This is a genomic window from Streptomyces sp. NPDC058289 (genome assembly GCF_042880975.1).
Taxonomy (GTDB): domain Bacteria; phylum Actinomycetota; class Actinomycetes; order Streptomycetales; family Streptomycetaceae; genus Streptomyces; species Streptomyces stoeckheimensis.
On the sequence record NZ_JBHVYI010000051.1, the window covers coordinates 35040 to 49901 of the forward strand.

At 72.2% G+C, this 14862-nt stretch carries 15 protein-coding genes; 6 read left to right on the plus strand and 9 right to left on the minus strand.

From position 1 onward, the window contains the following. Positions 1-10: 10 nt before the first annotated feature. Positions 11-1387, minus strand: a complete 1377-nt coding sequence (locus ACFVX6_RS24775; protein ID WP_389694849.1) for a tetratricopeptide repeat protein — start codon at positions 1385-1387, stop codon at positions 11-13. A gap of 206 nt (positions 1388-1593) precedes the next feature. Between ACFVX6_RS24775 and ACFVX6_RS24780 the strand changes: the two genes are divergently transcribed. From ACFVX6_RS24780 to ACFVX6_RS24790, 3 genes are all read left to right on the plus strand, one after another. Beyond that, positions 1594-2592 (plus strand): DUF1996 domain-containing protein, encoded by a 999-nt coding sequence (locus ACFVX6_RS24780; protein WP_389694851.1) that lies wholly within the window; start codon positions 1594-1596, stop codon positions 2590-2592. A 110-nt stretch (positions 2593-2702) separates the two neighbouring features. Next, positions 2703-3284 carry a sigma-70 family RNA polymerase sigma factor gene (locus tag ACFVX6_RS24785; RefSeq protein ID WP_389694853.1) on the plus strand — a complete coding sequence of 194 codons (582 nt, stop codon included), beginning with the start codon at positions 2703-2705 and terminating at the stop codon, positions 3282-3284. Then, a complete protein-coding gene (locus tag ACFVX6_RS24790; protein WP_389694855.1) occupies positions 3281-4003 on the plus strand; it encodes a zf-HC2 domain-containing protein in 723 nt (240 codons plus the stop codon). Before ACFVX6_RS24785 ends, ACFVX6_RS24790 begins: the two co-directional genes overlap by 4 nt. A gap of 392 nt (positions 4004-4395) precedes the next feature. Here the strand turns inward: ACFVX6_RS24790 and ACFVX6_RS24795 are convergent, their stop codons facing one another. The 7 genes from ACFVX6_RS24795 to ACFVX6_RS24825 form a co-directional block, all read right to left on the minus strand. Continuing rightward, positions 4396-5127, minus strand: a complete 732-nt coding sequence (locus tag ACFVX6_RS24795) for a hypothetical protein (RefSeq protein ID WP_389694857.1) — start codon at positions 5125-5127, stop codon at positions 4396-4398. A gap of 91 nt (positions 5128-5218) precedes the next feature. Next, positions 5219-6454, minus strand: coding sequence for a cytochrome P450 (locus tag ACFVX6_RS24800; RefSeq protein ID WP_389694859.1), 1236 nt, complete (start codon positions 6452-6454; stop codon positions 5219-5221). Then, positions 6451-7689 carry a cytochrome P450 gene (locus ACFVX6_RS24805; protein WP_389694861.1) on the minus strand — a complete coding sequence of 413 codons (1239 nt, stop codon included), beginning with the start codon at positions 7687-7689 and terminating at the stop codon, positions 6451-6453. The genes ACFVX6_RS24800 and ACFVX6_RS24805 overlap by 4 nt, the downstream gene beginning before the upstream one ends. Then, entirely contained in the window at positions 7686-8393 is a 708-nt protein-coding gene (locus ACFVX6_RS24810; RefSeq protein ID WP_389694863.1) for an ATP/GTP-binding protein, read from the minus strand. Before ACFVX6_RS24810 ends, ACFVX6_RS24805 begins: the two co-directional genes overlap by 4 nt. Beyond that, on the minus strand, positions 8374-8736 hold the full coding sequence (locus ACFVX6_RS24815) for a DUF742 domain-containing protein (RefSeq protein ID WP_274546642.1): 363 nt from the start codon (positions 8734-8736) through the stop codon (positions 8374-8376). The genes ACFVX6_RS24810 and ACFVX6_RS24815 overlap by 20 nt, the downstream gene beginning before the upstream one ends. Beyond that, positions 8733-9134: a roadblock/LC7 domain-containing protein gene (locus ACFVX6_RS24820; RefSeq protein ID WP_112451677.1), complete on the minus strand. Its 402-nt coding sequence runs from the start codon at positions 9132-9134 to the stop codon at positions 8733-8735. Before ACFVX6_RS24820 ends, ACFVX6_RS24815 begins: the two co-directional genes overlap by 4 nt. After that, complete coding sequence (locus tag ACFVX6_RS24825) at positions 9131-10843, minus strand: ATP-binding protein (RefSeq protein WP_389694865.1); 1713 nt, start codon at positions 10841-10843, stop codon at positions 9131-9133. The genes ACFVX6_RS24820 and ACFVX6_RS24825 overlap by 4 nt, the downstream gene beginning before the upstream one ends. Before the next feature lie 366 nt (positions 10844-11209). Here ACFVX6_RS24825 and ACFVX6_RS24830 point away from each other — a divergent pair, with 366 nt between their 5' ends. Beyond that, positions 11210-12166 carry a RimK family alpha-L-glutamate ligase gene (locus ACFVX6_RS24830; protein WP_389694867.1) on the plus strand — a complete coding sequence of 319 codons (957 nt, stop codon included), beginning with the start codon at positions 11210-11212 and terminating at the stop codon, positions 12164-12166. Beyond that, positions 12163-12945 carry a RimK family alpha-L-glutamate ligase gene (locus ACFVX6_RS24835; RefSeq protein ID WP_389694869.1) on the plus strand — a complete coding sequence of 261 codons (783 nt, stop codon included), beginning with the start codon at positions 12163-12165 and terminating at the stop codon, positions 12943-12945. The genes ACFVX6_RS24830 and ACFVX6_RS24835 overlap by 4 nt, the downstream gene beginning before the upstream one ends. Before the next feature lie 49 nt (positions 12946-12994). Here ACFVX6_RS24835 and ACFVX6_RS24840 read toward each other — a convergent pair whose 3' ends face one another. Further along, complete coding sequence (locus ACFVX6_RS24840) at positions 12995-13585, minus strand: hypothetical protein (protein ID WP_389694871.1); 591 nt, start codon at positions 13583-13585, stop codon at positions 12995-12997. Positions 13586-13818: 233 nt separating this feature from the next. Between ACFVX6_RS24840 and ACFVX6_RS24845 the strand changes: the two genes are divergently transcribed. Beyond that, a complete protein-coding gene (locus ACFVX6_RS24845) occupies positions 13819-14775 on the plus strand; it encodes an IS481 family transposase (protein ID WP_389694873.1) in 957 nt (318 codons plus the stop codon). Positions 14776-14862: the final 87 nt, after the last annotated feature.

A 14862-nucleotide genomic window follows, 5' to 3' on the forward strand; every position in this document is an offset into this window, starting at 1 on the left:
GGCCCGAGGATCAGCGGAGGTGGGCGCCGCCCGGGCCGAGCAGCTCGATCTCGCGGGCCGCGCGCGGGGAGTGCACGCCCCGGTTGAGGGCTTCGGCGTACCGCAGTTCGGCGGCGGCCTCCCCCTCCCGGCCGCCCATCCGGTACAGCCGGGCCCGTTCCACGTGGGTGAGCATGATCGCGCGTTCCTGCTGGGCGGGGCGGGAGGCCAGCGAGGCGTCCAGGGCGGCGTGGGCCGCGGGAAGGTCCCCGAGCAGGCCGAGGACCACCGCGCGCTTGAACTCCAGGGCGGCCGGGCGGTAGGTGTGGAAGGGATCCGGCTCGCCCACGGCGGCGCCCTGCGCCCGGTCGGCGGCGTCGAGCCAGGCGAGGGCCTCCGCGCGGTGCCCCAGGGCCGCGTGCACCTGGGCCGCCTGGGCGGCGACGAAGGCCCGCACGGCGTCGAGGGCGCGCGGGGCGATCTCCAGCGCCTGGCGTACGTAGGAGAGCGCGACGGCCGGCTGGTTCTGGTCGAGGGCGTCCTGACTGAGCATGCGCAGGGCCATGGCCTGGGTGGAGGGTTCCCCCGCCAGCTCCGCGAGGGCGGCGGCCCGGCTCAGGGTCCGTCGCGCCTCGGCGAAGGAGCACTGGTCGGCGTAACTGCGGGCCAGGAGCAGCACCGTGCGCGCCGCGTGGCCGATCTCCAGGACGGACAGGGAGCCTTCGTCCCCGGTGGCGGTGAGGGCCGTACGGAAGGTGCTCTGGAGGTACGCGAGGAGTACGGGCGCGGTGGCGTCCCCGCCGAGGGCGTCGACCTGGCCGGTGAAGAAGCTCTCGGCGGCCCGGCGCAGTTCGGTGTGGGACAGGGCGGGCACCTGGCCGGCATCGGGCCCGGCCCCGGGCGGGGTTGCGACGCGGTCGCGCTGTTCGGGGACCCGGTGCTCCTCGCCGCCGCAGCGGGGCCTGCGGTGCGGGTGCAGACCGGGCACGGTGGCGAGGAGCTCCGCCGCCAGAGCGTGGAGTCCGGGGCCCGGATCGAGGCCGGACGGGCCGGTCCCCGGACGGTCCGAGGCGGTGGGGTCCGAAACGGTGCGGTCCGCGACGGTGTGCTGCGAGGCGTGCTGCGCGCCGGCGCCGTGCGCGCCGATGGGGTGCAGTCCGACGCGGTGCATGCCGATGTCGGCCGGTCCCACGGGCCGGTTCAGCCGGGCGGCGAGGATCTCGCAGAGGAGGCCCGGGACGGGGTCGCGCGGGGTGCTGCCGCGCAGCCAGTGGGCGACCGAGGTGCGGTCGTAGCCGGTGGTGAGGCCGACGGCCTGCGCGCTCGTGTTGAGCCGCCGGGCCAGGGCTTCGTAGGTCCAGCCGGTTTCCCTGATCAGGCGGTGCAGGAGGTGGTTGGCAGCGGGCACGGCGGTGGTCCTTCCTTGCGATGCGGGTCGCTCGAGAAGGTTGCTTTGCCGTAGGAACAGCCAAACGGGGGCAAAGGTTGCGGGCCCCGGGCCGCGGGGCCCTTGCGTGCAACACCTTCAACGGATTCCGGGGCCCCGGCCGGTCGGTGACCGTCCTGCGGACGCCCGGTTGACGGGGGCGGGGGTGGGCGGCAACCGTGACCCGCATGGGGAACGAACGCCGACTGCTCACGCTGCTGATCTGCCTGGTACTGGGCTCCGGGCTGACCGCCGCCGTGCTGGGGGCCGCGCGCACCGGCGGGCCCGGCGCGCCGGCGACCGGGGCCGGTCCCGTGCCGGCCGACTTCGTGGACTTCGGGGAGGTCCCGGCCGGGCCCGCCGAGCCCCTCGCGGCCGGTCCGCAGGCCTCCGCGGGCCGGGTGTCGGTGGATTGCGGCCGCAACGCGGAGGGCCACTACAACGAGGACAACCTCGTCGTCTCCCCGGGACTGCGCTCCGGCGCCCACCACACGCACGGCTACGTCGGGAACCTGTCCACGGACGCCTTCTCCACGGAAGCCTCCCTGGACGCGGCCGCCACCAGCTGTGCGGGCGGGGACCGTTCCACGTACTACTGGCCGGTGCTGCGCCGCACCGACCGGCCGGGCGACCGGCTGCACGAGGCAACTGCGGGCCACGGGAACGCGGGCGCGATCCTGCCGGAGGCGGCGGTGTCGGTGGAGTTCCTCGGCAGTCCGGTGAGCAAGGTGGTGGCGATGCCCCGGTTCCTGCGCGCGATGACCGGTGACGCGGTGGCCTTCACCGCGGAATCCGACGAGGACGTGCGGGCCCGCTGGGGCTGTTCGGGCTCCCCCGACCGGTCCACCACCCGCTATCCGCGCTGTGCGCAGGGCGAGCGCCTCACCCGTACGCTCACCTTCCCGAGCTGCTGGAACGGCCTGGACACCACCGCCCCGGGGCACCGCACGCACCTGCGCTTCCCGGCGGCGAACGGGGTCTGTCCGCAGGACACCTTCCCCGTACCGCGCTTGCGGATCTCCCTCGCCTACGACGTGCCCGCGGGGGCGCCCATCGCCCTCGACTCCTTCGCGGAGCAGCGGCACAGCCCCAAGACGGACCACGGGATGTTCGTGAACGTGATGACCGGCCCGCGGATGGACGAGGTCGTGGACTGCCTCAACCAGGGCCGCACCTGCCTGACCTGAGCGGCAGCGCGCACCACGGGCTCCCGAGTGACGCAGGTCACGTGAACCCGGTGCCCGTGCGTGGCGTGTTGTGACCGCACCACGTAAGCGAGGAAGACGGAGAGGGTGAGATGGCCGGACCACTGTGGCCCCGCACTCGGCGGGGCTCGACCGACGAGGCACTGATCAAGTCCGTGTACGAAGAGCACGGTCACGCCCTGCTCGCGTACGCGACCCGGCTGACCGGGGACCGGGCCGCGGCCGAGGACATCGTCCAGGAGACCCTGATCAGGGCCTGGCGCCACTCCGAGGTCCTGGTGAACGGGAAGGGTTCCGTACGCGGCTGGCTGCTCACGGTGGCCCGCAACATCATCACCGACCGGTACCGGGCGAAGGCGGCCCGGCCGCCGGAGGTGTCCGGATCGCCGGCGCATCCGCCGGTGGAGGCGGACCACGCCGACGCGGTCGTGGACACGATGACCGTGCTGGGCGCCCTGGACCAGCTGTCACCGGAACACCGGCACGTGCTCACGGAGTTGTACTACCGCCAGCAGAGCGTCGCCGAGGTGGCCGACACCCTCGGCATCCCGGCCGGCACGGTGAAATCGCGCTCGCATTACGCGCTCAAGGCGCTCAGAGAAGTCTTCAGGGAAAGCACGCGCACGGGCGGCCCGTCTCCGCGGCCCGGCGGACTGCAGGAGGTGGTGGCATGAACGGGCAGCGGCACGAGGAGGAACTGCTCGGCCCGTACGTACTCGGCGTCCTGGACGACGCGGAGGTCCGCCGGGTCGAGGAACACGTGGACGGCTGCGTGCAGTGCCGTCAGGAGGTGACGGCTTTGCGCGAGATGGAGACGGCGCTGGGCGAGGTGCCCCCCGAGGCGTTTCTCGACGGTCCGCCGCAGGGCGGGGACCTGTTGCTCCAGCGCACCCTGCGCCAGATGCGCCAGGAGGTGGACGGGGCGCGCCGGCGCCGGACCGTGTTCACGGGACTGGCCGTGGCGGCCTCGCTGACCGCCGTCTTCTGGGCCGGTACGCAGCTGGGCGGCGGGAACAAGGCGGTCGAGGCCCGGCCGCTGCCGACGGTCTCGGCCCAGCCGTCGCCGCCCGCGGCGGGGACCAAGGTGGCCTCCGAGACGGATGCGGGCACGGGCGCGCGGATGACCGTACAGGTGACGCCCGCGGCCAAGTGGGTGCGGGTGCACGCCGCGGTGGCGGGCATTCCGGCGGGCGAGCGCTGCCGGATCGTCGTGGTCTCCCGGGACGGTACGCGCACCACGGCGGGCGGCTGGGTGGTGGGCACCGCGGAGCACGGCGAGGGCAAGGGCGCGGCGCTGGACGGCTCGGCGGCGGTGGACCCTGCGGACGTCCGGGCGGTCCTGGTGGAGAACGAGTCGGGCACGACGTTCGTCTCGGTGCCCATGCCTGCGTAACGTGACGGAGCCCGGGAGCATGTCCAGCTCCCGGGCTCCAGCTTGCCACCCATTTGCGCACACCGGCGGCGTTTAAGAGCCGCGGGTCATATTGAGATCGACGTGTTCTGCCTTTGAACTACAGCGGCACGAGAGAGCCGCCGAGGGGACTTGAACCCCCATCCGTCGATGTTCGCCCGCGCTCGGTCGATCCGGTGTTCGGCGGCGAATACTGAGACTGGAGCGAGAATCTGAGTTTGACGGGGCCGCCTCTGCCGGACTTGGGCCACCCCCGCACGTGTGCGGGGAGAGGGATTCGAACCCCCACCTGACACCCCTCGATCAGCTTCAACATCAGTTTCAGCTTGCGCTCATCGCGCACCCCCCGCTCGCGACGGGGGGCGAATGTGGGGCTACCCGAAGAGGTAGCCGAATACCGCGTCGCCGATCCGCTGGTCGGTGACCTCGGTGTTGTTCGCCTCTTCCCGGGCGAACTTGACGGACTGCTGGAGCTTCTCGACCCGGTCGAGGAGCTCGTTGACCCGGCGGGCGGGCAGCGCTCCGGAGAACTTCACGGTGGTCCAGTAGCCGACCGCCACGTCCTCGTAGTACACCTCGACCTGCGCCGGGTGCTTCTCCGTGGCCTCGGCCTTCACGTGGTTGCGCGGGACCTTCTTCGTGCGGATGGTCCGCACCGCGTCCGTCTTCCACGCATCGGTCGAGGGGTCCAGACTCCACGACTCGGAGGCATCGAGGACCGGCAGCTTGCGCACGAAGGTGTGCAGGTCGGTGAGCTGCTTCTCCAGGAACAGCAGGTACGGGACGGGCACCTGGGGCAGCAGGACCCTGCCGTCGACCACCACGTCCGCGACCGCGGACCGGTTCGCCCAGTCCTTCGTCGCGGTCACGTCGAAGAGCCGGGTGAGCGTCGCGGCAGTCGCCCGCAGGGCGTCCTCGGCCTTGATCTGAACCCGGGTGGACTCGGGCGGGAGCTGCTCGCCCTCCTCGTCCTTGGGCTGGTAGGTCCGGGAGATGCCGGCCAGCAGGGCGGGCTTCTGCACGTCCTGGTGAGCCTGGGTGAGCTCCTGGAGGGCCTTGGACTTGACGCCCTTTTCGACTGCGATGATCTGATTCAGCTTCGGCACACGGTGAACCTAACAACCGTGCCCCGTAAGCACATCCGATTAAAACGGCTGCCCCGCCCGCTCTCGATCGAGGGGGCGGGGCAGCCGCGGATCAGGCCAGGCGGACCGGGAGGTCGTGGAGGTCGTTCTGGGTGAGGATCGGCTTGTTGCGGAGTTCGGTCGGGGGGACCGCCAGGGTGAGGTCCGGGAAGCGGGCGTAGAGCGCCGGGAGGGCGACCAGGGCCTCCAGGCGGGAGAGCGCCGCGCCGGGGCAGACGTGGGGGCCGTGGCCGAAGGAGATGTGGCGGTTCGGGGTGCGGGTGGCGTCGAACTCGCCCGCCGTCTCGCCGAACTGGGCCCTGTCGCGGCCGAGCGCGCCGAAGGAGACGATCAGGCCCTCGCCCTTGGGCAGGATCCGGTCACCGACCTCCACGTCCTCGGTGGCGAAGCGGATCAGGACGTGCGAGGTGGGGCTGGACCAGCGCAGGGTCTCCTCGATGACGTTCTCCCAGGAGACCTCGCCCTTGAGGACGAGGTCACGCTGCTCCGGGTGGGTCTCCAGGGCGACGACCGCGTTGACGATCAGGCTGATGGTGGTCTCGTGGCCGGCGGCGACGATCAGCTGGAGGGTGTTGGTGATCTCCTCGGTGGTGAGGTGGTCACCGTCCTCCGAGGCCTCGATGAGGGCGCTGGTGAGGTCGTCGCCCGGGTTCTCGCGCTTGGACTCGACGATGCGGGAGAACAGCGCGCCGAGGTCCGCCATCATCTGCGGCACCTCCTCGGGCAGCGTCTGCGTGGAGAAGAACTTCTCGAACAGGGCCTTCAGGCGCGGGTGTTCCTCGGCGTCCACGCCCATCAGGTCGCTGATGACGTTCATCGGCAGCGGGTACGCGAACTGCGCCTTGAGGTCCACCGTCTCGCCGGTCGGCAGCCCGGCCAGCTTGTCCAGCATCCCGGTGGTCAGCGCCTCGATGCCGGCGCGCAGCTTCTCGACCCGGCGTACGGTCAGGGCCTGCGCGACCAGGGTGCGCAGCCGGCGGTGGTCCTCGCCGTCCACGGTGAGCATCGAGCGGCCGGGGTTGGCGAGGCCGATCAGCGGCCAGTCCATCGGGATCTCCCCGCGCTGCCAGGCCCCCCACACGTCGATGTCCTTGACGATCCGGGGATCGGTGAGCAGCTTGCGCGCCTCGGCGTGGTGCGTGACGGCGTACACGGCCACGTTGCCGGGGAGGACCACCTGGACCAGGGGCCCGGCGGCGCGCAGCGCGGCGCTCTCGGCGTCGAGGTCGGCGACGAAGGGGTCCAGGACGATGGCCGAGGGGCCGGTGTGGTCGATCGGGCACGTCATCGGGTGGCTCCAAGGGCGGGGGTCGGGGTGTAGGTCACGGGAAGGGCGGTGAGACCGCGCAGCCAGGGCGAGGGGCGGCGGGCCAGGTCCCCGGCGGGAAGGGCGAGGTCCACGTCGGGCAGCCGGTCGAGGAGCACCTCGATGCCGGTGCGCGCGATGACCTCGGCGACCTCCTGGGCGGGGAAGGGGCAGCGGTGTTCGCCGTGCCCGAAGGAGAAGAAGGCGTTGTTGCCGCCGGTCAGCTCTCCGGCGTCGGTGCGCACGTGCGGGTCCGCGTTGGCGGCGCCGATGCCGAGCAGGACGAGGTCTCCGCTGCCGATGCGCTGTCCGCCGAGGTGGGTGTCGCGGGAGGTCCAGCGGCCGGCCACGTTCTGGGTGGGGGTGTCCTCCCACAGCACCTCGTTCATGGCCTCGCCGACGCTGTGCCGGCCGCCCGCGAGGGAGGCGGCGAAGCGGTCGTCGGTGAGCATGAGGCGCAGGGAGTTGCCGATCCAGTCGGCGGTGGGCTGGTGGCCCGCGGCCATCATGACCATGAGGTCCTGGGCGACCTCCTCCACGGTGAAGCCGGACCGGTTGGCGAGCATCCGGGAGACCACGTCGTTGCCGGGCTCGGCGAGCTTGGCGGAGAGCAGCGCGAACATCGACTCGGCGAGGTGGCGCTGGCCTTCCAGGGCGCCCTCCCGCCCGTTGATCATCTCGTTCATCGCGTGGACGAGGCCGGGACCCTGCGCGTCGGAGAACCCGTAGAGGCGGGCGAGGACGCGCAGCGGGAGCAGCATGGCGTACTCGCCGACGATGTCGCAGGAGCCCTTGCCGCACAGTTCGTCGATGAGCTCGTCGGCGAACCGCTCGGCGTGACCCTTGAGTTCGAAGGGGTCGACGGCCTCGAGGGCTTCGGAGATGACGGCGGCCCGCTCGCGGTGGCGTTCGCCGACGGTGTAGAGGATCGACGGCTGGCGCCGGCCGATCATCGGGAGCAGCGGCCAGTCGGCGGGGATGCGCTCCCACTGGTTCCACAGCTCGGAGTCCCGGGAGAAGAGCACGGGGTCGCTGGTGACCTGGTGCAGTTCGCGGTAGCCGAGGACCAGCCAGGCCGGTACGTCTCCGTCGAGGACGACCGGGGCGACGGCGCCGTGGTCGCGGCGCATCTCCCGGTACAGCTCGGCGGGGTCGGTCTGGAACCGGGGGCCGCCGAGGTAGACGGGCTGGTGCTCGGGGGCGGCGGGGCAGGTCACGGGGTGGGCTCCGGGGTCTGGGACAGGGGGCTCGGCTGGAGGCTCGGCCGGTTGCTCGACAGCGCGGCCGTCTGGAGGTGCTGGACGAGGGAGATCAGGACCTGCTTGCTGGACTCCCGGGAGCGCGCGTCGCAGAACACCAGCGGGATGGCGTCCGGCAGGTCCAGGGCGGCGCGGATCTGCTCCGGGGTGTGCTCGGGGCCGCCGAAGTCGTTGCATGCCACGACGAAGGGCGTGCCGTGGTGTTCGAGCCGGTCGATGGCGTACCAGGAGTCCGCCAGGCGCCGGGTGTCGACGAGGACCACGGCGCCGAGGGTGCCGGAGAAGAGCCGGTCCCACAGGAACCAGAACCGCTCCTGGCCGGGGGCGCCGAACAGGTAGAGCACGTTGCGGGCGTCGAGGGTGATGCGCCCGAAGTCGAAGGCCACGGTGGTGGCGCTCTTCCCGGCGATCCCGTGGGTGTCGTCCACGGCCTCGCCGGCCTTGGTCATGGTCTCTTCGGTGTTCAGCGGGCGGATCTCGCTGACCGAGCGGACCATCGTGGTCTTGCCGACGCCGAAACCGCCCACGATGACGATCTTCAGTCCGTTGTCGGCCGTGCTGCGCAGTGCCTGGCGGGGCCGGAGCGGTTCGACCCCGAGGGGCACTGCGCCGGCCGGCGACGCGGCTTCGGGGATCGTCGCGTCAGAGATTGCGGAGTCCAACGAGCACCTGCTCCAGGATGTCGGGGTCGGTAAAGCTGTATGCCGAGTTCGCCGTACGCGGGTGCCGGGCGCGGATCCGTCCGGTGGCGAGCAGGTCGGCCAGCAGGATCCGTACGATCGACACCGGCAGTCCGAGCTCGGCCGCGATCTCCACGACGGCCGTGGGGAACTGGCACATCCGCAGGATCGCCGCGTGCTCGGACTGCATGCCGGGCGCCGGATCGCTTTCGGCGACGACCAGGGTGACCAGGTCGAAGACGTCCGAGCCGGAGCGGCTGCGGCCACCGGTGAGGGTGTAGAGCCGGTCCGGCGAATCGTCCCGGCCCGGCCGGGGGCGGCTCATCCCCGGGGCCTGGCGATGAGGTGTTCGCCGAGCTGCTCGACCAGTTCGGACATGTTGTGGCCGACGAGTCCGGCGTCGGCGTCCTCGTTGGCGACGAGCGCGAGGTGCGCGCCCTCGCCGGCCTCGACGATGAAGAGGATCCCGCCGTAGAACTCGGCCATGGCCGAGCGGACTCCGCCGGTTCCGTCGCCGAACTCGATGGACGCCCCGTGGGACAGGCTCTGGATGCCGGCGGCGATCGCGGCGAGCTGGTCGGCCTGGTCGACGGAGAGCTCGGGCGTGCGGCACAGCTTGAGGCCGTCGCGGGAGAGCACGAGGGCGTGGCGGGCGCCCGGTGTGCGCTCCAGGAGGCCTTCCAGGAGCCAGTTGAGCGTCTCGTCGGTGGTGAAGCCGGTCATGAGTGCGTGTTGCCTTCCGGGTCTGGGGTGTGCGCGGGCTGCTGCTCTTCGCCGGGGGCTCCGGGCGCTGCTGGGCCCGGTGCTGCGGCGCCGCGGACGGCCTGACGGAAGCTGCCGAACCGCGCGGCCGACCGGGACGCCCCGCCGGGCGCGGAGGCCGTGCCCGTGGCCGGGGTCGTGGCCGTACGGGGATCGGCGCCCGCGCCGTCGGTGCCCTCGGGGTGGGCGGCTGCCAGGGTCCGGCCGCGGCGGCGCTGGGGCAGGCCGCTGTCGCCGAAGTGCGGGTGCTCGCCGGTGGATTCGGACGCGGCGCCGACGCCGACGTCGGCGCCGGTGCTGGTGCCGGTGTCCGCTGCGCCGGGGACCGCGGTCCCGCCGTCCGTCGCCGTACGGTCCTGCGCGCGGACGGAGTCTTCCTGACCGGCGGCGGTGTCGTGCACGGCCTCGGGCTCGGGCTCGGGCCCGGCGGGAGCTTCGATCGCGGCGGGTGCCTTCGGCGCGACCCGGCCGGCCGGCTGCGCCGGGACGACGAGCGGCGCGGCGGGGGCTTCGGCGGGGGTCCGGCTGATGAGCTCCTGGGGGAGCATCATCAGTGCGCCCGTACCGCCGCGGGCGGAGGGCCGGAACGAGACGGTGAGTCCGTGCTTGCGGGCGAGCCGGCCGACGACGGCCAGTCCGAGCCGGGTCCCGGACAGTCCGGCCAGGTCCAGGGAGGCGGCGGTCACGGCCTGTTCGGCGCGGCGCAGCTGGACCTCGCTCATGACGAGGCCGCTGTCCTCGACGGTGATGACGATCCCGGACGGCACCTCCTCCACGTAGACGTGGACTTCGGCGGTCGGCGGGGAGAAGTTGGCCGCGTTGTCGAGGAGTTCGGCGAGTGCGTGCATGACGCCCTCGGCCGCGTGCCCGGCGACGGCGGCATCGCTGGTGGAGTGCAGCCTGACCCGCTGGTAGCCGCCGATGCGGCCCATCGCGCCGCGCAGGATCGACTCCATGACGATCGGCTTCGCCCAGCGGCGGCCCGAACGGGCCCCGGTGAGGACGGCGATGGAGTCGGCGAGGCGGCCGGCCTGGGCGGTGCGGTGGTCGAGGTGGAGCAGGTCGCCGAGGACGTCCTCGTCGGCGTGCCGGTGCTCCATGTCGCGCAGGTCGGCGAGCATCCCCGTGGCCAGGGCCTGCATCCGCCCGGCGGCGTTGGCGGCCGCGGCCATGGCGGCGGCCCGGCCCGACTCGGCACGGCGCAGCTCGCCGCCGAGCCGCTCGCGGGAGGCGTTCTGGGCGGCTGCCAGTCCGTCGAGTTCGGCGGCGTGCACGCCCGTGAGGTGTTCCAGCGCGGCGGCGTGGTCGCCCGTCAGCCGCTCCAGTACGGCGGCGTGTTCGCCGGTGAGACGGAGGCGTTCGGCGGTGTGCGCGGCCGCGTCACGGGTCGCGTCGGCGATCAGGCGGGCGATGTGCCCGTCACGGGCGACCAGTTCGGCGCTCAGGCCGGAGATCCGGGCGCGCTGGACCCGGGAGGTGCGCGCGCACCAGGTGACGGCGAAGGCCGATACCGCGAGCAACAGGACGCCCGCGCCGGCGAACCAGCCGAGGGCCGTGGCGATGGACGACGGGGCCGCGGCCACCGCCGCCGTGGTGAGCGCGCCACCGGCGACTGCGGTGATCAGCAGGGCCAGCGCGGAGGGGCGAAGGGGGGAGGGCGACGCCGTCATCAATCAAAGCCTCATACCGGGCGTAAATGGAGGAGAAGGTTCCTGGCAACGAGGCATCACTATAGGAGAGTTGTTGATCGCTTTGGGCAGCCTCTGACAAATTTTCCACTCAACCGCGACCGGTAAGAGTCCTTCTGTAGTGCTTTGAACGGAAGGGAAATCGCGAGCTCCCGCCATCCGATCCACCCGCATCCCAGTGGCCGGACAGTGCCCGGACGGCTACCGGAAGGCGAAACCCGTCCCGGCGGCGCCCTTGCGGGTTGCTGCGTACACGGACCGATCATCACATTGCGGGCCATGACATCCTGTGACGTCACAACTCGCCGGACGGGATCGGCGGACGTCCGGGGAATATGGGGAAGGTCCATGAGGCTCTGCTTCCTGGTGGAGGAGCACTACCGCCACGACGGCATGCCGAACGAGGTGGTCCGGCAACTGAAGGCCTGGGGCCACCGGGTGGAAGTGCTGCGGCCCGGCGGATCGCTGTTGCGGATGAGCGAGGCGGTGGATGCCGGCGCCCACGACGCCTGGGTCCTGAAGACGGTGTCCGGCGGCCCGGGGCTGACCCTGCTCGAAGCCGCCGCCGCGGCCGGGGCGACCACCGTCAACGACGCCCGCGCGATCCGGGGCGTACGGGACAAGGCGCTGGCCGCCGCCATCGGGCGCGGCCGGGGACTGCCGCTGCCGCCGACCTACGCCGCGGCCCGGCCGGAGCTGCTGGCGCAGATCCCGGCGTCGGAGTACCCGTTGGTCGTCAAGCCCGCCGACGGCAGCTCGGGGCGGGCCGTGCACCTGGTCTCCTCGCCGGAGCGGCTGGCCGCGATGCTCCCCGAACTGGCCGGCGAGGGCATGCTCGTCGCCCAGCCGTACGTCCCGAACTCGGGGACGGACCTCAAGGTGTACGCGGTCGGCGGGGAGCTCTTCGCCACCGAGCGCCGCTCTCCCCTGCATCCGGATGCCTCCGTCCCGGAGCGCCTCGTCCCGCTGTCCGCGGAGATCGCGGAGATCTGCGCGCGGGTCGGGGAGGTGTACGGGCTCGACCTGTACGGGGTGGACGTGCTGCTGGGGCCCGAGGGGCCGGTGGTCGTGGACGTGAACGACTTCCCGAGCTTCCGTCAGGTGCCCGACGCGGCGGCCCGGGTGGCCCGCGCGGTACTGGACCTCGCGCGGGGCGCCGGTTCGCGGCTCTGCCCCGAGATCGGGTCCGCCCTCCGCCGCCGGTCAGGGCAGGAGATGTCGATCCCCCTCCAGGCCACAGCGGCCACGGCAGCCACTGCCGTAGCGGCTGCCGCCCCGGCTGCCCCCGCGGGAGAGCCCGTATGAGGATCGGCCTGATCACGGACAAGCCCGGGCACCCGCTGCTCTCGGCGGCGGCCGGTCTCCTCCGGTCCGGCGGGCACGGGGTGGAGCTGCTGGATCCCGGCACGCCGGACGCAGTCTCGGGAGCCCCGGCCGATGTGTACCTCCTCAAGGCACACACCCCGCCCGGACTGGAACTGGCCCGGCGCCTGGAGCGGCTCGGGGCGCCGGTGGTGAACTCCGCCGCGGCGACCACGCTCTGCCAGGACCGCACCCTGATGGCGGAGCTGGCGGTCCGGGCCGGGCTGCCGTTCGCGGGAACCCGTACCGTCGGCGCGCTCGCGCCGTGGGCGGCCGGGGTCTCGCTGGGCTCCCCCGTCGTCGTCAAGAGCCGCCACAGCCGCCGCGAGGACCTCGTGGCCCGGGTCGACGACACCGTGCGCCTCGCGGAGTTGGCGGACGAGTGGCCCGACGAACCGGTGGTGGTGCAGGACTTCGCCCCGAACAGCGGCTGGGACCACAAGCTCTGGGCGATCGGAGACCGCGTCTTCGCGGCCCTGCGCCGTTCGGAACTCTCCCCGGAAGGCCGCGGCCCGACCCTGCCGCTGCCCCGGCTCCCGCAGGGATGGGCCGACCTGACCCGTAGCATCGGCGAGCTCTACTCCCTGGACGTCTACGGCGTGGACATCATCGCCACGGCCGACGGCTCCCCCCTGATCGTGGACGTCAACGCCTTCCCCGGCATCCGCGACCAGCCGGGCGCCCCGGAAGCCCTGGCGGCACTGGCCCTGCGCCGGGCCTAGGCCGCACCTTCGGCGCCCCCGCCCGGCCGGCCCTCACCTCCGCGCCAGGTCAGGCGACCGGCACCTTCGGGTCGGCCGCGACGGTCTCGCGGGTGCGGTAGAGCGGGGCGTAGGCGGCCAGGAGGAGCACGGCTCCGAGGGGTATGAGGTCCTTGCCGACCAGGGGCACCACGGCGTTGACGAGGACCAGAACGGGCGCCCACGGCTTCAGGACGCGGCGTGCCGCGAGCTGGGAGACCAGGATCAGTTGGCCCACGAAGAACAGCAGCGGACCGAACTCGTAGACCACCGGGAGCATGCCCGGTATGTCCTGAACCCTGACGAACATCTCTTCCATGGCACCCCGGTCCACGGACATGAAGCCGACGACGAGGTCGATCGCGAACTGCACCACCAGCGACACCGCTCCCGCCACGCCGGTCCACAGGCCCACGGCGGACAGCTTGCCGCCGCCGGCCATCACCCGCATCGCGGCGAATCCTTGGACGAAGAGCACCAGCGCACCGAGGAAACACAGGTGGCCGAGGCTCCATGCGAAGCCCGGACCGCGGCTGCCGTCGAGACCGTCGAGGATCCGGATGACGCCGTAGGCGCCGGTCAGAACAGGGGCTGCGAAGAAAGCAGTTCGGGATGTGGTCATACACAGGACGCTACGGGCGCGACACCCCGAGTCGCATCGGGTACCGACCCCTGAGTTGTCCCCTAGGGCCTGTCGTCAAACTCCCGTCGTCGCCCGAGGCAAATGGGAGTTTGACGACAGGCCCTAGGTGTATTGATCACGAGCGTTGTTGACACTCGGCAGGTCTTGAACATGGCGAAGACCTCCGGTGTGGTGGGAGCTGTCTAGGAACCCATTGCACGACGGAGGTCTTCGTGTCCCACCGTAATGCCCGGCTGACCGTCTTCGGTAGGCGACTGCTGGTCGAACGAGTCTGTTCGGGCCGTCCGGTCGCTCACGTGGCGGCCGAGATGGGGATATCGCGGGCCACCGCCCACAAGTGGATCCGCCGGTGGCGGGCCGAGGGCCCGGCCGGGCTGCACGACCGGTCCAGCCGGCCGCGTACGACACCGCACCGGACCCCGGCCGACGTCGAGGCGAGGGTCTGCGACCTGCGCCGGTCCCGCAAGCTGGGCCCTGCCCGGATCGGCCCGGTCCTGGGCCTGCCCGCATCAACCGTCCACCGGATCCTGACCCGGCACGGTCTGAACCGGCTGGCCTGGTTCGACCGCCCGACCGGCACCCTGATCCGCCGCTACGAACGCGACCGCCCCGGCGAACTCGTCCACATCGACGTCAAGAAACTCGGCCGGATCCCCGCCGGCGGCGGCCACAAGGCCATAGGCCGCCAGGCCGGCCGGGCCACCCGCAACTCCATGGGCTTCGACTACGTCCATTCCGCGGTCGACGACCACTCTCGCCTGGCCTACAGCGAGATCCACCCGGACGAGAAGGTCGCGACCTGCGCCGGCTTCCTGACCCGCGCGGCCGCGTTCTTCCACCACCAGGGCATCACCCGCATCGAACGGGTCCTCACGGACAACGCCTGGGCCTACCGCAAGGGCCTGGCCTGGAAAGCCGTCCTGGCCGACCTCGGCGCGAGCGGCAAACTCACCCGCGCCTACCGGCCACAGACCAACGGCAAGGTCGAACGCTTCAACCGCACCCTCCTCGAGGAATGGGCCTACCTGCGGCCCTACACCTCGAACAACGAGCGGACAGCAGCCCTGACAGACTTCCTCCACACCTACAACCACCACCGCTGCCACACCGCACTCGGCGGAAACCCGCCCATCAGCCGTGTGAACAACCCTGCGGGTCAATACACCTAGGCCGTCCCGTGTACGGCGCCGGGGTGGCGGCCGTACGTCATGGGCGCGTCACGGAACCGCCACAGCGGCGTGCGGCGGGAACCTGCT